The organism is uncultured Thalassolituus sp., assembly GCF_950066645.1.
In the GTDB taxonomy this organism is placed as follows: Bacteria; Pseudomonadota; Gammaproteobacteria; order Pseudomonadales; family Oceanobacteraceae; genus Thalassolituus.
On sequence record NZ_CATMFB010000020.1, the window covers coordinates 32,721 to 57,668 of the forward strand.

At 54.0% G+C, this 24,948-nt stretch carries 15 protein-coding genes and 1 tRNA gene; 3 read left to right on the forward strand and 13 right to left on the reverse strand.

Annotated elements, in window-relative coordinates:
- Positions 1-6: 6 nt before the first annotated feature.
- From Q1L85_RS15455 to nadN, 4 genes are all read right to left on the reverse strand, one after another.
- The gene (locus tag Q1L85_RS15455; protein WP_300427217.1) at positions 7-1,332 is read right to left on the reverse strand and encodes a tectonin domain-containing protein; all 1,326 of its coding nucleotides are present in this window, start codon (positions 1,330-1,332) and stop codon (positions 7-9) included.
- Between the two features lie 180 nt (positions 1,333-1,512).
- Positions 1,513-3,249, reverse strand: coding sequence for a hybrid sensor histidine kinase/response regulator (locus tag Q1L85_RS15460; RefSeq protein ID WP_300427215.1), 1,737 nt, complete (start codon positions 3,247-3,249; stop codon positions 1,513-1,515).
- A gap of 2 nt (positions 3,250-3,251) precedes the next feature.
- Positions 3,252-3,881: a response regulator transcription factor gene (locus Q1L85_RS15465; protein ID WP_300427214.1), complete on the reverse strand. Its 630-nt coding sequence runs from the start codon at positions 3,879-3,881 to the stop codon at positions 3,252-3,254.
- Between the two features lie 170 nt (positions 3,882-4,051).
- On the reverse strand, positions 4,052-5,953 hold the full coding sequence (gene nadN / locus Q1L85_RS15470) for an NAD nucleotidase (RefSeq protein ID WP_300427213.1): 1,902 nt from the start codon (positions 5,951-5,953) through the stop codon (positions 4,052-4,054).
- 278 nt (positions 5,954-6,231) lie between these two features.
- Here nadN and Q1L85_RS15475 point away from each other — a divergent pair, with 278 nt between their 5' ends.
- Positions 6,232-6,789, forward strand: a complete 558-nt coding sequence (locus Q1L85_RS15475) for a hypothetical protein (protein WP_300427212.1) — start codon at positions 6,232-6,234, stop codon at positions 6,787-6,789.
- A 1-nt stretch (position 6,790) separates the two neighbouring features.
- Here the strand turns inward: Q1L85_RS15475 and Q1L85_RS15480 are convergent, their stop codons facing one another.
- Both Q1L85_RS15480 and Q1L85_RS15485 read right to left on the reverse strand, forming a co-directional pair.
- A complete protein-coding gene (locus tag Q1L85_RS15480; protein ID WP_300427211.1) occupies positions 6,791-7,381 on the reverse strand; it encodes a response regulator transcription factor in 591 nt (196 codons plus the stop codon).
- Entirely contained in the window at positions 7,378-8,568 is a 1,191-nt protein-coding gene (locus tag Q1L85_RS15485; protein WP_300427210.1) for a sensor histidine kinase, read from the reverse strand. The genes Q1L85_RS15480 and Q1L85_RS15485 overlap by 4 nt, the downstream gene beginning before the upstream one ends.
- 162 nt (positions 8,569-8,730) lie before the next feature.
- Between Q1L85_RS15485 and Q1L85_RS15490 the strand changes: the two genes are divergently transcribed.
- Complete coding sequence (locus Q1L85_RS15490; protein ID WP_300427209.1) at positions 8,731-9,135, forward strand: hypothetical protein; 405 nt, start codon at positions 8,731-8,733, stop codon at positions 9,133-9,135.
- Positions 9,132-9,710: an AAA family ATPase gene (locus Q1L85_RS15495; RefSeq protein ID WP_300427208.1), complete on the forward strand. Its 579-nt coding sequence runs from the start codon at positions 9,132-9,134 to the stop codon at positions 9,708-9,710. The genes Q1L85_RS15490 and Q1L85_RS15495 overlap by 4 nt, the downstream gene beginning before the upstream one ends.
- A 45-nt stretch (positions 9,711-9,755) precedes the next feature.
- Here Q1L85_RS15495 and Q1L85_RS15500 read toward each other — a convergent pair.
- From Q1L85_RS15500 to Q1L85_RS15530, 7 genes are all read right to left on the reverse strand, one after another.
- Positions 9,756-9,832 (reverse strand) — tRNA-Val (locus Q1L85_RS15500).
- 114 nt (positions 9,833-9,946) lie between these two features.
- Positions 9,947-12,481, reverse strand: a complete 2,535-nt coding sequence (locus tag Q1L85_RS15505; RefSeq protein WP_300427207.1) for a DUF748 domain-containing protein — start codon at positions 12,479-12,481, stop codon at positions 9,947-9,949.
- 8 nt (positions 12,482-12,489) lie between these two features.
- Positions 12,490-14,316 carry an exodeoxyribonuclease V subunit alpha gene (gene recD, locus Q1L85_RS15510; RefSeq protein WP_300433562.1) on the reverse strand — a complete coding sequence of 609 codons (1,827 nt, stop codon included), beginning with the start codon at positions 14,314-14,316 and terminating at the stop codon, positions 12,490-12,492.
- Positions 14,313-17,876 carry an exodeoxyribonuclease V subunit beta gene (recB, locus tag Q1L85_RS15515; RefSeq protein ID WP_300433563.1) on the reverse strand — a complete coding sequence of 1,188 codons (3,564 nt, stop codon included), beginning with the start codon at positions 17,874-17,876 and terminating at the stop codon, positions 14,313-14,315. The genes recD and recB overlap by 4 nt, the downstream gene beginning before the upstream one ends.
- Positions 17,873-21,226, reverse strand: a complete 3,354-nt coding sequence (gene recC / locus Q1L85_RS15520) for an exodeoxyribonuclease V subunit gamma (RefSeq protein ID WP_300433564.1) — start codon at positions 21,224-21,226, stop codon at positions 17,873-17,875. Before recC ends, recB begins: the two co-directional genes overlap by 4 nt.
- Before the next feature lie 91 nt (positions 21,227-21,317).
- Positions 21,318-22,595 carry a hemolysin family protein gene (locus Q1L85_RS15525; RefSeq protein WP_300428554.1) on the reverse strand — a complete coding sequence of 426 codons (1,278 nt, stop codon included), beginning with the start codon at positions 22,593-22,595 and terminating at the stop codon, positions 21,318-21,320.
- A 137-nt stretch (positions 22,596-22,732) separates the two neighbouring features.
- Positions 22,733-24,601 (reverse strand): hypothetical protein, encoded by a 1,869-nt coding sequence (locus tag Q1L85_RS15530; RefSeq protein ID WP_300433565.1) that lies wholly within the window; start codon positions 24,599-24,601, stop codon positions 22,733-22,735.
- Positions 24,602-24,948 lie beyond the last annotated feature (347 nt).

Sequence of the window (24,948 nt, forward strand, 5' to 3'; positions counted from 1 at the left end):
TCCCTGTCAGTATTCATACACCGGACAACCGGCCCGCATGGCACTGTCATTGGTGCCGAAGTAGCGGCTTACGCGCTGCCCTGTGCTCTCGTCGGTGGTCATCATGGCAACGTACCGGCCTTTCGGAAGACGGTAGATATATTCCATCCCACTGCCGGAAACCCAGCACTGATCCTGCGCACAGGAAACATCCCCTGTGGTTGCGCCGGTAGCCACTGTTTTTCTGGCCAGAGGGCTGATACGGATCACATCGTCGCCGTTATAGATTCTGAATACCGTGCTGGAGGGCAGGCAGTTAAGAACCTTCATGCTGCCACTCTGAAAATCAAACGGATAAATACCGGCGCGCCCGTCCTGAACCATAAGCGCAGTGCGCTGAACAACTGGCTCTTTCATTTCTGCACCGTAAAATTTATCGCCCTGAACAAACCAGATATCGTGTTCTGATGCCGTCACGTTCCAGGCGCGTAAATACGTCAACTGCCCCGAGTTATTGTTGACTGCCTGATAGAGGTATTCCCAGGTCTGCCCCTGATCTGTCGACATACGTACGACGAACCCGAGGTTAGTCGATGCGCCCTGCAATGCGTAGAGCACGCCACCCGGAGATGTTGAAATGCCCTTTACTCCAGTGAGCGGCAGCTTATCCCAGGTGCGGCCTTTACTCGCCGAGCGCCAGAGCAGACCACTGGCATTAACAACATAAGCCACGCCCTGCGCGAGTGCGATTGCGGTACCGTTGCCTTTGGTTTTTTCCCAATTATTGCCGGCAAGACGATAGATATCGTGGTTATTTCCTGCCGTCTTAGCCTGACTCAGATGCCAGACTTCGCCATCCGGGCCCGCGGCTATATCTGATGCTGCTCCCGGAAACTGCCGCCAGCCAGTTTCATTACCTGCCCAGATTTCTCCTCGGGTATTGATGTGCCAGGCTTCAGATTTTCGGCCGGCCGCTACTTTCGTTCCAGCCCCTGGTGCCTGACGCAGGCAGGTAAAGCACCCTGGGTTATTGGAGCGGAATATCGCCTTGTCAGAACCATCTGACTTAATCACCCAGATTTCATTGCCAGCCGAGACATCAAGGTCGTAATTGCTGTGTGCCTTTTCAATGGTGCGGATATTCTGTACGACCCTGCGATTAATCGGAGACTCATTAATCTCCACCAGTTGCGGCTGCGCAGAGTCAGTGATGATGACTTCGCCTTCAGGGAGGTTGTTGCCAGAGGAGTCGATGGTGATCCCCAGCTCGACTGAGGCTTCTGCGGAGTAAAATGCAGAACCGAGCGCTAGCCCGGTCGCGATGAGAAAACTGAAATATCCGTGGTTTTGCATGAGGGCACTCCGGCACTGAAAGTCCGGGTCATGGTATAGGCGGGCGATGCGCAAAAACCATCATCCAAAAGGTTGGAATCGGCGAATAAGATGCCGCTATTCCTGCCAGACAGCCCTCTTCTGCCAGACAGCCCTCTTCTGCCAGTCAGTCCCTTCCAGAAAACAGAAGCACAAAAGACCTCAGCTTCGCCGGGCCAGAATTCGTTGAATGATCATCCTTAACTGCACTGGCTTAATGGGCTTGTGCAGATAATCGAACTGACGTTTGCGGAAGTCGCGCACCACGTCTTCACTCGTATCCCCCGTCACGATTAATGCCGGCACAGGCCCGATCAGACTCCGGGCGGCCTCAACAAATTCACAGCCATCGTAGTCCCCGGGCATTCGATAATCAGCGATGATAAAATCGGCGGAAAACTCATGGTTCTGAAGTTGATCGAGCGCCTCGCGGGTCGAGACATGAGCAGAGGTTTGAGCCCCCCACGACGTCAGAAGAAAACTCATTGCATCAACAATCGACTCCTCATTGTCGACGATCATGACATGCAACCCATCCAGAGGAGATGCCAGCTCGGGGATCTCGAGCTCGGACACTTCGGGCACAGACTGAGCATTCCCCTTATTCAGGGTAAGCGTGAATACTGAGCCTTTTTCTGGTTGCGATGTGACTTCTATTTTGTGCCCCAGCAGTGCAACAACCCTGCGCACAATGGCGAGGCCCAGCCCTAATCCCTGGCGCTGATCGCGCTCCTGATTATGGACCTGATAAAACTCGTTAAATATTTCTTCCAGCGCCTCTTCGGGGATGCCTATCCCTGTGTCCTCGATATGAAGCAGCAGTTGTTCCTGCTGATCAGTAAAGGTCACACGCACACTTCCCGAGGGGGTATAGCGGAAAGCATTGACCAACAGATTGGTGATAACACGCTCAAGCAGCATGGGGTCAGAATCGATGATGGCACCTGATCGGCCACAGTGAAAATCCAATCCACGGAGCCGCGCCTCAATCGTAAACTGCTGCTGCAATTTTCCCAGCAGGTCATCCAGAGGGAAGCTGACGTGACGGGCTGTGACTAACTCAGAATCAAGACGAGACACATCGAACAATGCATCCAGTAACTCGTTCAATGATCCGAGGCCCTGCTGAATATTTGCCAGATCGTCACGCTGATCCGGATCACGTACTTTACCGCTCAGAACTTCGGTGAACAGATTCACGGCCTGCAACGGCTGGCGCAGGTCATGACTCGCCGACGCAAGAAAACGCGATTTATCCTGATTCGCGCGGTTTGCGCGCTCAGTCTCCTGACGCAGGTCTTCGATCAGATCCAGATTCTCGTACCTGAGACGCACCGAATTCTCGATCACTTTATGTATGGTTCGGCTGAACCCGAACGTCGCAAGCAGATAAACCACCGCTCCGAAACTTAACCAGTTATACAGCCACTCATCCTGAATAAACATAAAGTAGATCATCGGCCCCATGACTGGCGTCGAAAAACAGACGTAAGCAACAGGCCGTGACGACAAGGACACCAGACTGCCAGCAATCATGCTGACAAAGGTAAGCAGAATCAGGAGTACGGTCTGAATATTCTCGACATCAAAAAAAGAATATCCCCCCGCGCCCCAGATACATCCCGTCAGGAAAATCAGTAACGTCTGGCCGCGGTCAAAACGGAGAAGCTCAGGAAAGGTAAACCGGTTGAGATCCGGAATACGGTTGTAGAGAAAACGCACAAGAAGAATAAGATACAGCGACATCAGCCATATCTGTATGTTCTGACGATCTACGCTCCAGAGAACAATCGCCAGAGGGACACTGCCAAGAAGATTGCCCAGCAGAATGGTGTTGGAATTCCGACAGACGATCCGGATTTTTTCTGCGGTGACCAGTTGAGTCAGTGTCTGCGGCATCCTCAATCCAGTCCGAGCTGGTGTGCTTTTTTACTGGATTCCGAGCGACTCTGCGCACCCAGCGCATGAAAAATGGCACTGAGATGAGATTTAACCGTGGCGACACTGAGAAACAGTTCTTCTGCAATCGCCTGGTTTGACAGCCCTTTACGGACGAGGCGAAGCACCTCAAGCTGGCGCGGCGTAATATTGTGCAGAGCCGCCCATTCTTTGCTCTCGGCGAGAAAATCCGGGACATCTTTGACAGGCGCACCACTGTCAAACACGGTCTTTCCATCCATGACGTCGATGATGGTCTGAATAATCCGTTGGCCGGAAGAGGATTTAGGAATAAAACTCATGGCACCCAGCGCCATGCAGCGGCGGATATCATCCGGATCGCGGGAGGCCGAAACAACAATCACCGGTGTCAGGCTGTTAATGGCCGCCAGTTCGCTTAATAACGCAAAACCGTCGATCACAGGCAGGCGCAGATCAATCAATGCAATATCAAACGTCCCTTCTGACAGACGGGTAAGCGCATCACGTCCGTTCGATACGACCTCAACATCCGCTTCAAGCGCAGAACCAGAGAGAATGGCGCTCAGTCCATCAAGAAACATCTGATGATCATCGACCAGTAAGATCTTCATACCACCTCCCTGCCACACTCCGGGTTAACTGAATCTGGGTCAGGAGCGATAGTAGCTCAGATAGATGGGTGTCGCATCGGCCAAAAGTTGCAAATAGCCACGCCAGCAGGCCCAAAACGAAAAACGGGAGCCTCAGCTCCCGTGTTCTCTACTGTCGTTTTTGCTGACAGTTACATATCGCAGCCAGCACCAGTACTGTGATTACAGCCGGTAGCGTCGATAAACACCTGCGTCGAATATTCAGAGTCCGGCAGTTTGTCGACCATCTGCCCTTCTTCTGTCAGGCCTTCCACGTAGTCGATAAAGCCCTGCGCATATTCGGTAAAAGTGTCCTCATAGTCACCCGCGTTAAAAGGAACGCTGAAGGTGGTGTAACCGTCTTTCCCTGCCGCGATGTAGTTATTGGTCACCACGCGGTACACGGAGCCCGTGTTGATTGCCGCCCAGCTTCCTGCCACCTGACTGTTGACCTCAACCTGTGAGATACGGCTGCCTTTGGCCTGGCTGATGTCGACGTTATAACGCAGACCCGCTGCATAAGGGTAGGAACCGCTGGAACCACCGTCATCAAAATGCGCCGCCAGTGCATCTTCCAGTACGTCGATGATCTGCTGCCCTGTCATGTCCAGGATAACCAGTGTGTTAGAGAACGGCAGTAAGGTGAAAGCATCGGCAATCGTCACGTCACCTGCAGGCAGATCGACACGGACGCCACCGCCATTCTGAATCGCAATATCCGCCGTCGGGCTGACTTTCAGGAAGGCTTTGGCAACGACGTTAGAGATATCCGAACCGCGCTCATAAGTGGCGGCACTCGGGCAGATACTCGAACGGCTGTCACCAGGAATCCGCGAAAGGCAGAGGTCAGTCGCGTTAGAACCAATGACAGTCTGCTTCAGCACATCCACATCTTCGTCGTACACAGCGATAATGGCAGTCGTCGTCGCGTCTGGCTGAACAGCAACAATCTCGTCTTCGCTGGTCAGGGCCGTCGTCACGCGGGTCACGTCTGCCCCTTTAAGAATGCGCTCATCACCCTCGGCGTATTCATACACAAATTCGGTGCTGACAGGCATATAAGGATGACCATCACAGGCCGTCACTTCACCACTGGCATCGAAAGTGACATCAAGTTTGCCCATCAGGTGTGCGTATTCCCAGGCCTGAACCACACAGACGGTGCTGCCAGCCGCATCTGTTACTACGGTCGGATAATCTGCAACCGGATTAAAACCGAGATTGGTGAAGGTTTCATCACCCAACAGCGTGTGGGAATCGCCACCTACGATCACATCGACACCATCCAATGCGGCGGCCAGCGTCAGGTCATTTGCGTACTGATAGTGGGTCATCAGTACGATTTTATTTACGCCCAACCCTTCCAGCTCATCAATGTATTGCTGCGCAGTCGTGGTTTCGTCCAGGAACTGAGTGTCGTCATCAGGGCTGGATGAGTTTTTGGTTTTACCCGCGATATCGATACCTATGATGCCGATTTTCTCGCCAGCGCGCTCAACAATGGTGTAAGGCTGGATATAGCCTTCAGCAATGGCAGAACCTGAACCCGGAACGACGTTGGCAGCCAGGGCTGGTGTTTCACACGCCGTAGAGTTCAGCGAGTCGAGGAAGTTAGCAAGGCCACTGTCACCGTCGTCAAATTCGTGGTTGCCCAGCGCAAAAGCATCAAAGCAGATCTGGTTCATCACATCGGCGTCTGCCCGTCCTTTAAACAGGGAGTAGTAGACAGTACCAGTCACTGCATCACCTGAGTGAAGTTTCAGAACGTTATCCGATTGTGCGCTGAGAGAATTAAACAGGCTGACCATCATGGGGAAGCCGCCGTAGCTGACTTCCACTTCAGTGATCGCTGCGCCTGCTTCATTCTGAGTCGTCAGATTAAGCGCTGAGACGTCATACCCCAGGCCTTCTGCTGCAATGTGTGAGTGATGGTCGTTCATATGCAGAACAGACAATGTCATCGGTGACCCTGTCTCTTCCTGAGCGGGAGCCTGCTGGCCAGTCTCTCCGCGCACCTTGTGGACCCTGGGCCCCTGTGGCACCGTCTTTTCCATCTTCCCCACCACACGCGGTGATACCCGCAGCCAGAATCGCGATCGTTAACAGTTTCATGCGGTTCATACAGTCATTTCCTGAGGTCACAAAATCATGCGCCTCAGACTAATGAGAGTTATTTGCACTTATATGACTGATATCTGTCTGCAATGTGACAGGCACCGCGGTCACTGGCAGCTCAACGATTGGATGACCTGAGTCGACAAATGTCTTTTCTTTGACACTCAGTTCAGTAGAATCAGACACTTCGTTGACACGAGGCTTTCCAGTGACAGGGATGCGCGAACGTAAATTGGCTATCGTTGCCGATTTACACTGGTCTATTGAGGAAATGCGGGCAAAAGAAACCGGCAAGCGGTTTCTGTTAAACCTCGCCCAGTTTCTGCCGGTATACAGCCCTGCCCTGCGTCAGATTTACAGTGACTACGATACTTACTTCACCAAAACAGCGGTGGTCATTCTGCCGGATCAGGCTGATTTTACGACGACCTACTCCCATATCCCTGAAGAGTCGATCAAAGCGACGGGCATACTGCTTCATCCGACCCCCGACGGTATTGGCGTTAACCTGCGTCTGCGCAACCACCGCTCAGTCACACTGCCGCTTGAAAAAGCATTTAATATCATCCGCACACAATTGCGTGGGCCTTTTTTACCCATTATTAAACGCGGAGATTTACGAGATTTTGATCAGCTGACACCCTGTCTGCACCTGAATGCTCTGGTGCCCGCAGCGGCGGATTCGCTGTCACGATTTGAACGTATGGATATTATGCGCGCATTAGAAGAACGCACGCAGGAACTACAACTATCCGCGCACCTGCTGGGCGTATAATTCAGAACAGACCCAGCTTTTTCAGTTTCACGACCGCTTCAGAGCGATTCCTGACCCCAAGCTTACTGAACAGATTAGAAATATAATTTCTGACGGTACCCGGTGAAAGATTCTGCGCCGAAGCAATTTCTTTATTGGTTTTTCCTTCAACGAGTGCTTTCGCAATTTCATCTTCGCGCGGTGTTATCGCCCCGAGCGTATCTTTGCCTTTTTCTGCAAGCAGTGAACCGCCATTGGCGACTTTCAGTACGGATGCAACCAGCTCTTCGAGCCCGACATTTTTATGCAGCAGGCCCCGCGCTCCGTGCTCGGCGCTTTGCTGTCGCAGATAAGCGTCATCAAAGGTGGTCAGAAACAGTACGGGTATATCCGCAATGTTGCGTATCTGCTTGAGAGTATCCAGACCTTTGATCCCCGGCATATGCATATCAAGAAGAATGACGTCTGCACGCTCACCGGAATTCAACCAGTCGATACAGGCTTCACCGCTGTCCAGTGCAGCAACCACCTCAAGCTCCGGAGACACGCTTAATAAGGCCGCCACACCTTGCAGAACAATATTCTGATCATCGACCAGCAACACCCGCTTCATATTAACGCCTCCCTTGGCAGATTCAGAGAGACCAGAAACCCTCCGTTTTCAGCGGCTCCGGTTTCAGCAGAACCCCCTAACATACGCATCCTTCCATCCATGCCGGTGAGACCGCTTCCAGCTCTTCGCATCACAGGTACTGTGCCATCGTCGCGGATGGTGACATGTAATTGATTGTCGTCGTAAAAAATATCAACCCAGGCGTGACGGGCATTACTGTGCTTCAGAATATTGGTGATTCCTTCCTGTATGCAGCAGAGCAGATTGTCTCCTACAACGTCATCAGTAATATTCAGCTCACAATTGCAGTTCAGACTCACGTCTAACCCGGGAACCCGATCCAGCATCTGCATCAGCTGATCATAAAAATGTCGGTTGGTCTGGCGACGTAATTCGCCAACCACATCCCCGAGCGTGGCGAACAGGCGCTGGCAGGCTTCTTTGGTCTGCTCCAGTGTCGCACGCTCTTTATGAGTTTTGAGTTCCGGAATTCTGTGCTCAAGGATCTGCAGATTCATATTCATGGCGGCAAGCTCGTGCCCCATTTTATCGTGCAGATCCTGACGGATTTTGCGCCGCTCTTCCTGCCTGCTGGCGTCGGCCAGACGCGCCTGAGCCAACTCTAAGCGCGCATTCGCAAGTTTCAGCTTGTCTGCTTCAAGCAGTTCACGGAGGACACCCATACCAAGGCCCCAGAGCACCAGTTTCTGGTTTGCGATAAAAACAGCGAGATAGAAGCCCGTTTCGCCCCCGGCCTGAATGCCATACAACACCGCTGGCGTAAGTAGCACCACAATACTGACCGGCAATGAAAAACGGATGGTGTGAATAGAATGAATTACGAGCATGAAGGACAACAGGAAGAGATCGAGCGTACCAGGCTGCCAAATTCTCTGTATCCACAGGACAGCACCATACGACCCCAACAGACTTACCCAACTGAGAATATCGGCGTTGTTGGTAAACCATTTCATGTTGTCGCGCAGCATAGTGCGCAGCTGACCGGCTGTGTTCACCAGCATCAGAAAACCGTTAAGCAGGCCTAAGCCTGTGATCAGGTAATCATCTGTGTGCCAGTCATCACCGGCCTGCATGATGATGCGGCTGAATGCGATTAACCAGGCGCTCATTCCCAGCGTTCCCAGCAGTGCGACTCGCGTAGGCAGGCTGAATCTTTCAATAAACATCGCCATCGTCCTTGTTGTTATTCTAAGCGGACAGAAACAACATACCACCGGGGCACTTATCAGGCCAAGCCTATTGTCTGCGGATGGGTCATCATCCGGACTTGCCGCCATGTAGCAATCTGCTACAATCTGATCAGATTGTAGTCAGAATGTGAGGTTTCTATGCCCAAAGCACACTCTCCCGTACGTCTGGACGCCCAATTGATGGAGTCTGCACGCCTGGCCGGCGATGTTCTGAAGCGCAGCGCGGCTGAACAGGTGGAGTTCTGGGCCCATATCGGGCGCCTGATTGCACCACGTCTTTCCCCCAAAGAGCTGCTGGAACTTCAGGCAGGTCTGCTGACCATCCGCTTTGAAGAAGTCCAGCCTGCAGAAATCAACAGTGACAGTCTGTTCGATGAACTCGACACCCGCCGGGCAACAGGCTCTCTCAGCCAGAGTATCGCCGCAGGCAAAATCCGCTATCAGGCATCACGCACTCATCCGGGACACCTGGAACAGGTTCAGCCCGATGGCACCATCATCACCGGCAAATTCAGCGGGGGCGAGTTTAAAGCAATCACATGAAACAGTTATGGATGCTGACCGGCGGCAATGGAAGTGGTAAGAGCACTTTTTATGAACAGATGCTCAGACCAAAAGGAATGCCCTTTATCAATGCCGACATTATCGCGCGGGAGGTATTTCCCGAAGACCCCGAGAGTAACAGTCGCAAAGCTTCAATGATCGCTGCGATATTGCGCAATGAGCGACTGCGGGAAGGACAGAGTTTCTGCTTCGAAACCGTCTTCTCACACCCCGAAAAAATCGACTTTATCGCTGAGGCCCGGGCACTGGGGTATTACGTGATTCTGATGTTTGTTCACCTGGAGCTGCCCGAACTGAATGAAGCCAGGGTGTCGCAGCGCGTCAGTGACGGCGGCCACTCAGTCCCACGCGAAAAGATTTATACCCGCATTCCGCGCACCGTGCAGAACGTTATTAAAGCCCTGCCCCTGTGTAATGAAGTGCACGTTCTGGATAACAGTGAACTGGATGATCCCTTCCGGCGGGTTCTGGTATTTAAGGACGGGGAAGCGCGGCAGCTTACCGAGACGTTACCCGCGTGGGCGACTGAGTTTCTCGGACAGACCGGGCACTGAGGCAATAAAAAAGCCGCTGCATCTCTGCAGCGGCTTTTTAATGTTTGGTAGGACTACCCAGATTCGAACTGGGGACCTCTACCATGTCAAGGTAGCGCTCTAACCAACTGAGCTATAGTCCTGAAGTGCTGCGTATATTACTCATGGGCCTGCATGGGTGCAAGCACTTTGTTACAGAAACCTTATAGGAATCAGCAGCATAGATGCCCTTTCTCTCCCGGGCAGCAGGTGCCCGCTCAGACGCCCAGTATCACCTGCGGCTTGTCGCCTTTTTTCGGTGAGCAGAGAGTAATCCGGCCCGAAAGCGTGCGATCGTCGCGGTCTTTCACCCCGGCCAGATACGCTTTCACCTCGGCGGCACGCTTATACACTTCCGTGCTCCATTGGTCGCCCCAGGCTTCGGTTTCCTGTGGGCCGGCAACCGGGCAGACCTGCAATTCAAGTTCGGTCTTGCTGCTCATCATTCTGGCGACGGTGTCCAGATATTCCTTATGTTTATCCGTCAGCCCGGTGACCTGAGGATCAAAGTTCAGGTCATTGAGGCGGATAGCAAACAACTGGTCGCTGGCGAACGATGCGATGCTGATGAACTGGCCATAAGGTACCAGCGACTGGCGCAGGTAATACAGTGTCGCTGTTTTCAACGCTTTGCGGCTGAGCTGATCAATGACATCGTTGATACCGACATCCGGATCGCTGATGTCACCCGACAGAGGCACTTCGATACGGATGTTGTTGTTATCATCCTTCAGTACCGAGAGTGCGGTCTCTACCGGCATACTGATCTGCTTGCTAAGCCGGTTGATCGTGGCTTCGTCTGCAGGTTCAAACTTGCTGTTCTGCAGGCGGATCACCAGTTTGCCGCCAAGCTGTCCGTCGGTAATGCTGATATCGGAATCGACGCCCAGCATACCTTTACGCACACGATAGCCCATCGCCTGTTCAACGTAGGGATTGAAATCCACCAGGTTCAGCTGTTCTACGGTCAGGGTCATACTGCCTTCCGGGTAGTCTCCCTTCTGGCCCATGGTGCCACTCACGCGGATGCGGTTATAAGCATCCAGTGCCATCACCATGTTCATCTCAACGCCCTTGTCCAGTTCGGCGGTACTGACGGGGCCGGTGTTCAGTTCGAGAATGCGGGCATCCGTGCGCACCACAGGAGAGGTTGTTTCGTCAGTCCAGTGCACGACGCTGTTGACCTCACCTTCCATCAGCTCGACACCGGCAATTTCAACCAGAAACGCCGGGGCGCTCTCTTCAGGCGCGGTGACATCCTGACCGTCCGCGACTTCGTCACCTGTCACCGCCGACGCTGAAACACCATCTTCAGCAGCGACCACAGGCACACCTTTTATGTTGCCATCCTGCTGACGGGTCACATTTGCTACCAGCCCATACAACCTGTGCAGGCCAGAGCTGAAGCTCTGCGGCGTTGCATGAATATCTGTCACTTCGTAATGAGCCAGCGACGCGAGCGGGACTTCTCCCTCCACCGGCAACACTTCCAGTCGATCGAGAGTCAGTGCCGCAACGTTCTGCTCACCCTCATTTGCCTGGATGCCACTCACGGCAAACGCACTCAGCGTCAGTCGTCCGGCCTGAGGATGAACAGCACGCAACTCCTTCAGATCGGCCGTACCGATGTCGGCCTCGGGCCGGACAGACAGGTCTGAAACGCGGATATCTCTGGCATTAAACTCAGCCAGACCAAGCGATGGGAATCCGGCCAGGGCGCCCGAGAACCCCTGTAAACCGATATCTCCGATACTCACGCTGTCGGTTGCCGACTGCCAACGCAGCGAGGTCAGCAACAGCTGATCAAGCTGAGCCTGCTCTTCTGCGGGTAACTGGGCGCGGATATTCTGCAGGGCCAGAGACGCAAACCCTGCAGTCATGCCATCGTCTGCCATCGCAAAGCGGGCCTGTTGTAACGTCAGGGCTCCGAGCTGAACTTCATCTGTGCCCGGTACTTTAATCCTGAGTTCTGACAGAGAGATATCACCCGAAACCGCCGGATGTGTCAGCAGAGTTGCAGCTTCGCCTGTCAGGGTCAGGGTCACGGGCTGATTAAGGATGATGCGGTCATCCCCCGCATCAACACTTAACTCACGCAGCGTCACATCCAGAGACAGCGGCGTCGCTTTATCGGAGGCGCTGTCAAACAGCCCGGTGCCAAACTCGGTTAACTCCACCGATAACGACAAGCCCTGCTGCTGCCAGTGAACGAGGTTGTCTTCCAGATCAATATCATCCACGCGCAGACTCCAGCCTGCTGGCAGTGCTGTGCCCGCCTCGCTGTCGGGCGTTTGCTGTGCAGGTTCAGGCGCCTCATTTTCGGGTAACGAAACACCGGCAAGCGTCAGGCCATCATCAGACTGAACTCCGCGGAACCGCAAACCACGGATGCCCACCGACTGAACGTGAATGGTTTTATCGAACAACGCAGAAAGGTTGACGTTAACGCCAACAAAGTCTGCGCCGACGCTGGCGCGCCCTTCAGCGGAGGGATACGAAGCTTCTACGTCCCGAAGCTGAATTTCACCCGTGAACGGAGACAGGGTCCAGCCGTTAATCAACAGCGCGTAGCCTTCGCCCTGCTCTGAATACCACTGCTCGGCATAACGTAGCGAAAAGAACGGCAGCAGAAGAAACATCAGGATATAAATGCCCAGGAGGCCAGCCGCCAGATAAGACAACCAACGCAGCCCTGAATGACGAGGAGCTGACGTGTTTTTTCGGGTAGTTACTGCAGATTTGCGGGGTGCCATAAAGTCTCTCAGATCTGATCGCCCCAGAGCGCATCGCGTAATCCGCTTGCGCGCTCCGTCCGGCTGTTCAGAGCCATGTTCCAGCAGGCCTCACCGGCCTGACAATAAAATTGTTTCTTTGCGCGGGTCAGCGCGGTGTATACCAGCTCGCGGGTAATCACCTGCTGCCATTTTGCCGGCAATAACAGAAGCACCTCTGAAAATTCAGAGCCCTGACTCTTGTGCACTGTCATTGCAAATGCGGTTTCATGACTGGGCAGACGCCCCGGAGACAGAAAACGCAAACCGCCTTCCGTATTGCGGAACACCACTCTGTCCTGCCCTTCGTGGCGGAGCATGATACCGATATCACCGTTATAAAGCCCGATGTCGTAATCGTTCCGGGTGATCATTACCGCTCGACCGGGATACCAGTGCTGACTGGTGTCTGACAGCAGACCTGCCCTGTTAAGAAGACGCTCAATCCGACGATTAGTTTCCTCAACACCAAAGGGGCCGTTCCGCAACGCCACCAGCACCTGGAACTGATCAAAAGCATCCAGTATCCACTCGGGGGCGACGTCTTTCCTGATCAGGTCACAATACTGTCGGTAGCCGTCAAGCACACGCGCCTGCCACTCTTCTGAGTCAGGGTCGAGACGCACAACATCACTGAATTCTGGCCCCGCAAATACCGCCTGTGTTGCCACGGTGTTCCCCTGATTCACGGCCCGGGCAAGCGCGCCGATACCGCTGTTTTCATCGAAACGGTGAGATTTTCGCAACTGCATCATTGCATTCTGCATCGGCGAGCACGCCGGTTCCGTCACCTGACTGAGGTCATAGCCGGTGAGTTCGCTCAGTCGTGCGGCAAAGGCCGGTGTAACACCGTGTTCTGCCCCGGCATCACAGAGATCCGCGAGCACACTCCCGGCTTCTACCGAGGCCAGCTGATCCCGGTCACCCAGCATGATCAGCCGGGCTTCTGGCGCCAGAGCACTGAGCAGATGAGCCATCATCGGCAGATCAATCATGGACGCCTCATCGACCACTACACAATCAAAGGGCAGGCAGCGCCCGGCGTGATAGCGAAAACCCCGAGGGCTCCAGCCAAGCAGACGATGCAGGGTGAAACTGACCGATGGAATGCCGTCAGCGTTTTCCAGCCCGCCCCGCTCCCGCGCCTGACGGATAGATTCGGTCATCCGCGCCGCGGCCTTTCCGGTCGGGGCAGCCAGCGCAATCCGCAACCCGGGCTTCTCACTCAATAAAGCGCTCAACAAACGGGTAACCGTGGTCGTCTTACCGGTACCCGGCCCGCCGGTGATCACGCACAGCGGCTGCAGACACGCGGTCGCTGCGGCCACGGCCTGCCAGTCGATGTCGGCGCTCTGCGCAGGAAATAACTGCTTCAGGGTGTCGGATAAGCCCGCATTGACTGCCAGCCCTTCGGGCGTAATACGGCTGCGGACCTGCTCAAGTACCTGCTGCTCGTAATTAAAATAACGATGCAGATAAACACGATTGCCCTGCACAATAAACAAGGCCGATGCCTCCGGCTGGCGACCATCGCTGACGCTGTGACACTGGTGTAATTGTGCTGCCTCCGGTGGAGACCGGTCTGTCAGCGCAAGCGCCGCAGGCCAGCTGTTCAGATCCAGACACACCTGCCCACGCCCCAGCACATAACTCGTCGCGCAGGCGGCCAACATCAATGCATCAAGCAACCCGGGTGCAGCTTCCGGCCCTGCGGCATCGCTTTCCCACTGCCTTACCTGCAGCGCCATCTGGTAATCAATAGCGCGGATTCTATCGTCGTCCAACCAGGATTTAAGCAACGCAGTCACTGGCATCATGCGCTGACTCCTTTGCCCGGAAGAATCAGATCTCTCCATCGTTTCAGCAGCTCAGGGCTGGCCGGGGTGAAGCAGACGCCGGCATCCGGGTCAGGGTGCTCTCCTCCATCGGTAAAATGGCTGCCCATCCCTCGAAGATAAAGATACACACTGCCTCCGAGGTGTTTCTGCGGTTGATAATCCGGCAGGCGCTTACTCAGAAGCTGATCCAGCGCCAGCATATATATCCAGGACTGCAGGTCGTATCTGTGCTCTCGCATCGACTCGCGCAGCGCTTCAGGGACATAATTCTGCCATTCATTCCCCAGGTGGTTGGATTTATAGTCAGCAACATAAAAGCGCCCCTGCCATTCAAAAATCAGGTCGATAAATCCTTTCAGGTAGCCGGTGAGTGGCTCAAAACTGAAACGCGCTTCTCCTCCCATCAGGGTATTAATATCGCCGGCCGATAATTGCCCGACCGGTAAATAAAACTCCATTTCGTCCAGACGCGCCCCCGCCTGAATATCTTTCAACGCGACACTGGTGTCGTACAACGCCAGTGGCTGTGCGACCACACCCGTTATCCAGTCGGCAACCTCTGCTGGGTTCTGATCCTGAATACCGTACAGACTTAACTGGGTATTGCAGATATCGGCCAGTGAATCCTGACACTGAAAATCCCAGTGCTCAAAAATAGCGTGCAGGCAGGTTCCCGGGTTGGCTCCCTTAGGAAAACGCAGCGCCAGTGGTAACACTTCTGGCGTATCCGCAACGACGGAATTCAGCCCGGCTTCCCAGTCGAAATAATGCCCAAGGTCAGCGGCAGCAGCCTCTGCCTGATGCGCAGAGTGAGCCGCCAGCTGGCTGTAACTGCCGACGCGCCAGTGATCACGCCAGCGGGCCTGATTTACGGCAGGGGCAACAGGTGGTGGCGGCACATCCAGTTCCGCTTGTCCGGCGACACTCCAGGCAGGTAATGGCCCGGCGTACATTCCAGTAATCTGAATATCAGACAGCTCGCGCCCTGCCAGCAGATACCCCAGCGCCGACTCCGGCCAGACCGGTTTTTTGTTCTTGCCGGACACCGCGTTTGCCAGCCAGACATAACAGCCGAATTTTGCCCGGGTCAGTGCGACATACAGCAACCGCATCTGTTCGGCTAACACATCGTCGCGTTGCCGCGCTCTGGCGTTATCGTCGGGGGCTAAATCACGTACGACTTCGCGGCCGTTGTAATAAATCGTCTCGGTACTCTGCTGTCGGGGCCTGGCGCTGTCGGCCCACAGGTATGGCAGAAAAACAAATGGATATTCGAGCCCCTTCGATTTATGAATGGTGACAATATTGACGAGGCGGTCGTCTGTCTCGAGACGAAGTTGCGCTTCTTCTCCCCGGCCCGAGGCTGGGTCTACCCGCTCACTGAACCAGCGGATCAGCGCCTGATGACCACGTACTTTGCGACTCTGCGCCTGCAACATTTCGCCCAGATGCAGAATATTCGTCAGCACCCGCTCCCCTTCGTCGAGCTTACGTAACCGCACAGCGCGCTCATTGTCTTCCAGCCATTGCATCAGCATGGCCATAACACCACGCCGTTGCCAGATCTGATGGTAGGCATGCATAGCAGCTAACTGACCTTCCCACAGGCTTTCTTCTTCCTGCATGCGCACCAGGTCATTGGCAGTTGCACCCCAGGTCGGCGTAGCAATCGCACGCCGGACTGCGGCTTCATTGCCCGGGTGCGCGATCGCTTCAAGCATCGCCAGCAGATCCCAGGCTTCCGTGGAATCAAGCACACTGTCGCGGGTCAGGAACACACTGCCGATGCCTTGTGCCGTCAGCGCCTGGCGAATGATTTTTGCCTGAACCCGCGAATACACCAGCACCGCAACATCGCCCGCTTCGACGAGTTTACCCGTTCTGGCTGAGCGGGATTTTCTGGAAGCAGCAGGATAAACCGCAGCCCCTGCCAGAAGTGAAGCGATCTGGACTGCACACTCTTCTGCTACACGCTGCATTGAATTTGCTTTGTTATCTTCTTCGTCCGAGATCCACAGCTGCAGTGCCTCATCAGGAATTCCTGCCTGCCAGACTGGCGCCTTTTTATCATGCTGCCCACCGGCGTTAACCGGATAGAACTGAATAGAATCATCAAATACAAAGGGGGCTTTATGACTCTGCCAAAGGTTGTTGGTGGCCTGAATCAGACGGCTATCACTGCGGTAATTGGTATCCAGTGTAAAGCGACGCGAAGGAGGAATAGCTTTACTGGCTTGCATGTAGGTAAAAATATCCGCGCCCCGGAACGCATAAATCGCCTGTTTAGGGTCACCAATCATAATCAGGCCATGACGGGACTCACCTTCCTGTTCAGCCGGATATATCCGGCTGAAAATCCGGTACTGAACAGGGTCTGTATCCTGAAATTCATCAATCATTGCGACCGGATACAGTCGACGGATCTGAGCAGCAAGCTCTTCGCCACGATCGGAATTCAGCGCTGCATCGAGCAGACGTAACAGATCGTCACTGGTCATCACCGCTGCCTGTTCCAGCAGTTCGATATATCGCCCGTAAATGGTCTTAAACCACATCAGCTCCAGCGACAATGTCATCGACTGATTCAGTTCAGTCAATTCATCAATTTTTTCAAACAACTTATGCCTGGGTGGCTCACCGGATTTCGTTTTCTCGGCCAACATCTGCGAACCAAAACGATAAAGGTTTGCTGGCAACGGCAGCGCACTGCCAGCAGCGAAATAATCGCCCGCCTGATTCATCCAGTTAGGGAGGTTTTTTGAGGTATAGCTGCGCTTATCTATATCCGCTGAGGTAATGGTTTTTACGATGTTGTCAGAACCGAGGAAAAACCAGAGATTTTTCGCATCCTCAAAGGCCTGATGAAACTGTGTCCACAGATCATCAAATGCTGTATCCAGATCAGGCTTTATGCGGATAGACGGTTTGCTCATCCAGCTGCGGAAATAGCTAAAAAGATGATCCGGACCAGAAAAGCGCGACGTCATAAACTCAAGAACATCGCGACTCTGCGGATAACAGATCTGTCGCCAGACATCTTCACAGGCGCGGCGCAGGTATTCTTCACCTTCCACCTCAAGGGCAAGGTTGAAGGCCACACCACTGTCGAACGCATAACGCTTAAGCATCTGCGCACAGAACTTATGGATGGTAAAAATGGCCGCTTCATCCATCTGAGCCAGATTCAACTGCAGCCAGGTTTTCAACTCGTCGCGGCTGATACCTTTTTCGCTTTGCAGGCTGGTCACCCATCGCTGCACATCCGCATCGGGCATGGTATTGCTTTCGGCTTCGCCAGCCAGCAGATTCTCAAATGCATCGCGCAGACCGCCGCGGATACGTCCGCGTAGTTCTTCGGTTGCCGCTTTGGTAAAAGTCACAACAAGAATATCGGTGCAACCCAGACGGACATCAATCCCATGGCCGAGCGTCAGACGGCGATACAGCTGATTAATCGTATAGGTTTTTCCTGTTCCGGCACTGGCTTCAATCAACGACTGGCCATAAAGAGGGAACGTATGAATATCAAGCTTATTCATGCATGCTCCTCTTCGCGCAGACACTGCAGCGGTAACGACCAGATCCAGGAGTGCTGCTCCTGCCAGGTATCCAGATCACCGCCAGTTAACTGTCCGGCAAGCTCCGGATAACAGCGTTGTGCAGCCGTACGGTTAAGTTCTGAAAATTCATTGTCAGCCTGTTTACTCACGGTCTCCAGTCGCTTCTCTTCGCTGCTGTTTATTACTGCCCAGAGCAGCCCGGGAAGTGCCGTCTGTGGTGCCTGCCAACTGCTGAGGTAGTGCTTATAACAACGCTGGATATAACTGATCGCCTGATCTTTGGTGGGTGCCGTAAACATGACTTCTTCGAGATTTTTTTTGCCGCCAATCATCACAGCTGTGTCTGCACACGTAGCATCGGCCGCCACGGTAAACACAAGGTCCAGCCAGGCATTAAGCAGATGCTCGCCCCGCAGATCTCCGGCCCGCCAGAACACGAGTTGCTGATTCCAGCACTGGCTGTATTCACCGCTGATTTCCGTCTGCATTCCGTCATTATCTAATTGCAGCGTGAGTGTTCCGCTGCGCGGCTCTCCTGAAATATAACGGCTTACCGCCTCTGCCAGAGGCTCCAGCTCAGTCTCAATGCGACTGGCGTAAATTTCACCCAGTGCGTTCACCGGCAGATGTCCAAGGGCCTTCTCCCGCTGCGTAAATTCAGCCGGTTTGCCCGCAGCCTGTGACAGCCGGTCCTGCATCCAGCGCTGTTTAATCTGGCTGCCTTCAAGTGCATCAGGGGCAAATGTTTCTTCGTTTCTGGCCTGATTCATATACAGATCAGGTGACAGACGTAGCCGGCGACGAAGAAAGAAATCCGCCGGTTTCAGCAGGGATTCTTTGATATCTGACCAGAGCACCTGCTGGGTATTTAACGCTTCAGGCAAAGATACCGGCGACTGATAAAACGGCGTAATCACCTGATCACTGTGGTCTGCATTGGCAACGTCCGCCCATAATTTGTGGAATCCACGCACGGCATGCTGCGTTTCCGGGTCAAAGCTTTTCCGGTTAAACGGTTGCAGCGGCAGCTCTTCGATCAGCCACTGACGGATGCGCGCCCGGCTTTCTTTCGCCGGCAAATTTTCATCGCCAGCCAGACAGCAGGCGTCGCCGATGTAATCCAGTAACTCGTTCACCAGTACCGAGGGCTGCAGTTCGTGGTTTTCACGCGCATCGCGCCCCCGGTAACTGATATAGAATTTCTGCTGCGCGGAACACAGGGCTTCCAGCACAAGATAGCGGTCGTCTTCACGACGGGAGCGGTCGCCACGACGAGCACGCCCCTGCACCATTAAATCGAAGCCAACAGGCGTGACCTGACGAGGATAATCCTGATCGTTCATGCCCAGCAGGCAAACCGCTTTAAACGGGATTGAACGCATCGGCATCAGGGTACAGAAATTCACCGGGCCGGCGAGAAAACGCTGCCAGCCACCCTGCTGCCCCAGATGTTCACTGAACCAACTGCGCACAATATGCGGCGACAGTTCCCGGTCATACGCGGCATCGGAAAGCTCTTCCGCCCAACGCTGTATTGCATCCCTGACGCGCTGAATCTGCACACCTTCGTCGAGATCGGGCTCATAAAAATCATCGATTAGTGCCGGAATGGCTGACATCCATTCACTGACACTATGAGCAGCGGACTGGAACTCCCGCCAATGTTCAAGGCGTTCAATAAACCGGATCAACTGCCCAAGCAATCCGGCGCCACCGCCTTCGACTGAGAACACCGGCCAGTCATCACCCCAGTGCACCAGAGGATCAGAAGGCTGCATCAGACCGAGTAATAACTGACGTAGCCCCTTACTCCAGCTGTTCTGGCTGAATGCCGGAAAGCCCAGTTGCTGGCGATGTCGATCATCAATGCCCCACCGGATCCCGGCTTTCTCCAGCCATTCACGAATAACATCGAGATCGCTCTCTTCGATACCAAACCGGCGGCGCACTGCGGCAACATCCAGCCAGTCCAGCACATCCGTTAACTGCAGACGACTATCAAACAGTCCCATCAGAGCAATAATGCTGTCGAGCAGCGGGTTTTCCTGTACCTGCGACTGATCAGCGATGGCCCAGGGAATACGCTGATCTTCCGGAGCGCTGGCAAATACCGCATCAATGTACGGTGCGTACTGGTCGATGTCTGGCACCATCACCACAATGTCGCGCGGTTTCAGATCGGGGTCTGCGTTAAACCAGTAAAGTAGCTGGTCATGCAGGTGCTGTACTTCTCGCAACGGGCTGTGCCCGGACACGATTCGGAGGCTGCCGTCGGCAGGCGCCACCGGAGTTTTAAAGCGGCTGTGGGTTAATGCCTCTGGCTGATATGCGAGCGTCTGACCGTCGTGCAATTCCAGCAGATCGGCCTGCAGTATTTTTAACAGGCTGGTGCGATCAATATCACTGTAGGCTTCAATATCCTGCAGCTCACCTTCGCTCGAGGTCTCATGAACCAGGGTCAGGAAATCTTTTCCCAGACGCCCCCAGCTGGCCAGCAGCGGGTTGCCCCGCTCCAGATACGCCGCAGCGTCCGGGTTAGTACGCAGAATCCAGGCTTTCTGGCGGTCACTGACGATATCACCCCAGAAATTACGACACGGATTCAACAGAAAGAAATGAACATCGATATGCCCGGAGATGGCATTCAGCACATCCCAGTAGCCTCCGGGTAATGCCGCAATACCGAACACGAACAGACGCTTCGGCATCGCTCTGAGGCGCTCGCCATGCTGCCCGACAATATCACTCAGCGACGTGGTCAGCCGCGCCCGGTGCTCCAGACTGTTGCCCAGTGACCGGCTGTCATCAACCAGCGCCCGCCAGACTCTGGGCTGCCATGGGTGAACTGACACATCCGTGTCCGGGACGTCATTTTCACCTTGCTCCCAGCTAAGCAACCAGTCTGGACGATAGACCAGATACTGATCGAATACGTCGGCGATTTTGTGTGCCAGCTCGTAGCAGCGCAGGCCGTGAGAGTCATTCTGGAGGTAACGGGCAATGGCTTCGCAATCGGGCTCATGCTGAAGCGAAGGCAGCAGGCGCATCAGTTTCCAGGCCATGGCCTGCTTTTCAAAATGCGAACGTTCCGGAAGCTCGGGCTTGAGGGTGTTGAATACTTTCCAGACATACGCCGAGGGCAGCGGGAATTCAACCTGCGCCGCCACACCCAGTCCGTCAGCCAGCTGCAGTTTCAGCCAGTGCGCCATGCCCTGTGACTGCACAAGAATCTGCTCAGACTCAAATACACCAGGTGGATTCTGGCGGATCTCGTTCAGCAGGAGTTCTTTCAGTACTTCAAGGTCATTGGAGTGATATAAGCGGAACATGCTGTCCTTGCGGGTATGGTTACCGGATCAGTGCAGGCATTGTAACAGCGTTTTCGGGCTGTCTGCCTGCATCAGCTCCCACCATAACAGATCACTGCATACGGGTAACCAGCAACTGCTCTACGCGCACGCCTTCCAGGTCAAGCACTTCAAATTTATAACCGCTGTGGAGGCAGAAATCCGTCTTACGGGGGAGACGTTTGAGCTGGAAAATCATGAAGCCCGCCAGAGTTTCATACTGATTGCGCTCAGGAAACTCGTCGATATCCAGCGCTTTCATGACTTCTCCGATGGGTGTCATCCCGTCCATCAACCAGGATTGATCATCCCGCAGTATGATCTGCTGATCGTCCTTATGGGTAATCAGCTGGCCGATGAAGCCACTGAGCAGATCTTTCACAGTGACCAGTCCGACAACGGTGGCGTATTCGTTAACCACGACCGCAAATGGCTGCGTGGCTGTTCTGAATGCATTAAGCCCTTCAGAGAGTGTCAGGGTCTCGGGCAGGTAGAGGACGTCCGGGTTATAGTCGAGCGACTGGATGCCCGTCATTTCACCACGCAGAACGAGACGCAGAATGGTTTTCGATTCAACAGAGCCGCGGATTTTTTCGAGCGTGCCATCGCATACCAGAAAGTCGTTGTGAGGATGATCAACGACCTTTTCTGAAATCATCGCCGCGTCTTCCTCGATATCGAAGTAGACAATCTGATCCCGTGGGGTCATGACGCCACTGATCATGGCGTTATCCAGATCAAACACGTTCCCGATCAGATCATATTCCTGCTTCTGCAGACTGCCGTCTTCCGCGCCGGCGTCCATCATGGCAACAATATCTTCGGTAGTGACCTGCTCTTCCCGCTCGGTGGGCAGTTTCAGCAACCGGAGCACCAGATTCGTTACGCCGTTAAAGAAAAACACCAGCGGCATGACCATAAAGGTCACCCAGCGCATTGGCGTCACCATGCGTATTGCCGTCGATTCCGGCAGGATCACCGCGATTCGCTTTGGCAGCAGGTCTGCAAACAGAATAAAGAGTGCCGTAATCGAGAAGAACGAAAGCGCAAAACTGATCTGATCAAGCATGCTCCCCTGGTACACCAGGCTGATCAGCTCACGGATGTATGGAGTAAGAGCCTGCTCGCCAATGATGCCGCCAAGAATTGAAATGGCGTTCAGGGCGATCTGAATCATGGCAAAAAACGCCCCGGGATCCTGCTGCAGATCGAGTACGTCCTGAGCCTTACGGTCACCTTCACTGGCCATCACCCGCAGCTTGATTTTGCGCGAGGCCGCGATGCCGATCTCTGACATTGCAAACAGGGCGCTGGCCATAATCAGCAGGCCAATCGCTAACATATCACTCATTTCCGGGGTCCGTTCAGTGAATGGAAATTAAGCGGAGTATAGGCCTGTTTTCCTGGGTGGAGAATAAGTTTTTACGCGTTTTATTCATGCTCGGAACAGGCCCCCGGAAAGCGGACTTCCGGAGGCCTGAACAGCACTTAGCGCAGGTTTTCTTCGACGAAGTCCAGCAGGCGGTCAATCACCGGATTAGGGTGGGTAGCACTGGCATTAGCCACCGCAAACATGGGGTCGAGGTGGTTCATTCCTTCAAGCAATACCGGGTCGTCAGTGATCTGCCCACCTAGTGGCTCTACACCGATACCTTCCTCTGCCACAAACTCTATTTTTGCGATGTCTTCAGCCCCTGCCCGATGAATCAGATTGATGCCGTATTCTGTGGCAAAATCATAGGGCGCAGCCATGGACATATCCAGTAACAGACGCGACGGAAAGTACCACTCGGTAAGATTGGTTTCGCCGGCATACAGAGCCTCAACGAAATCGTCCATATCAGAGGTTTCTGAGCGACGGCTGGTGAACGTCACCTCTCCAGTCGTGTCCTGGTACAGGATATCTGCGTTACTTGCGACTTCATCGAAATTACTCCAGCCGTAGAGGGGGCCTTTGCCATAGTTCCAACGGTTGCGACCCGCGTCGGTGGCAATATATGGCACTGGCACCACGTCGCCACCTCCGGTTCCAAGCACCGGAAGAATACTACCGACCAGATCCGCAATACCTTTGCGCTCTTCCATACCTCCACCATTAAAGAAACCGAGAGACGTGCTGATAAACGGCAGAACGGTCGAGTTATCGTCAAAAATCAGACCGACCAGCGCTTCATTGGTATAGCGGAAGTCATCAATACTGGGACGGAAAAAGAAATCATTGATGTCGCGACTGTGCACCAATGCCAGCAGGGTGCGTAACGTGAGCGAACGGGGCATACGTTGCAATGCCGTGCTTTCGGCTTCAGGATCGATGCCCGCCAATACCGCCATCGCTTCGGGGAGGGCCAGAATCTCTGCATTAAATGCGCCTTCCACGGCCAGCGTGCGCGGAATGTAATTGTTATGCAGCATCGCCAGAGTCGATTCGTAGCTTTCCTGTTGATCGGCTTCGTCTTCCTCCTGCTCAATGCCCAGCAAAGCGTTGAGATCGAACCCTGAAGCCTCTTCGGCAATCGCCGGATCGTCGTACACCGGGCGAAGGGAGGTATCAAATCCAAACGCACCCGCCGTGTTGTTATAACCCGCGTCATCCAGCGTTGCCGGATCGCCGTCGCGGTCCCAGGCCAGAAAGCTGGAGGTGTGCATACCGCCCAGTGAGTGGCCACCAATAAAGACCTTCTGTTTTCGGGTGGGCTGATCAGGAATCATATATTCAATGACACTGAACATGTCATCGGTGGCCATGGCCAGACCATAGTTTGCGACTTCATCAAGATCTCTGGAGGTGCGAAAACCTTCGAAGGTACGCCCGTCAATCTCAAGGCCTTCGTAGTAGTACCCGATCATGGCGTCTTCTGCGTCCTGAGTTGAACCCTGAGCTTCTGCCGCGTTCATGCCCGTCAGGTCCTCAAGACAGTTAGAGCGACGGTCAACCGCCCAGACTTCCAGACTCAACCCGCGTTGCTCTGCGGCCTTGTAGATCATGTTCCGGGCAATGTAGTGAAATCCGTTCGCCCCCTCGATCACACCAGGCATCATCAGGAGCGCAGCGTCTGCATCCGCTGCTTCTGCCGGGCCATTTCTGAGCCGGTGCCGGACAAACTGAATCGTGAGGCAGTTGTCACTCACCCCTACATTCACGGCCGGGGTTGTTGAAGGAATCTTCACCAGCTCAGAGATAACGGCCTGCTCTACCTCCTGTCGGCTCCAGTCACGCGCGACGCGCTCCAGAGGTGCCTCAGGAACAAAACCTTCGGGAGAATACCCGGATGCCGGGTTACTCAGCGCTCCCAGAAACAGCGTCGGGATAAGCGCTGCGATACGGGTCAGCCCGTATTCATTGAGTCCTTTTTTCATCTTGGTTCCTTTCTTATCTTTATTAGTGTGAACCACGGGTTATAAAAGAATCTCCCCCTCCTTTCCGGGAAAATCCGGCCACTGTGATGAGCCTGGCCTCCAGAGCTCTCCAGATAAAGCCTTCTTAGTGCAAATGTCCCAAACAGGCCAAGGTCACACTTGATACAAAATGACAATAATTCGTATTTGCTTATTTTATTGATAACGATTATTGTTTGCGCAAATTCGCCCCCTATGAGGATTAAGAGATGTTTCCTTTTACCGGATCACTGAGGGTCGGCAACGATTACTTCATTAAACAGCCAGATGGTCGTTTATTGGTCAGAATCAGATCCTGCGGTTTCAGT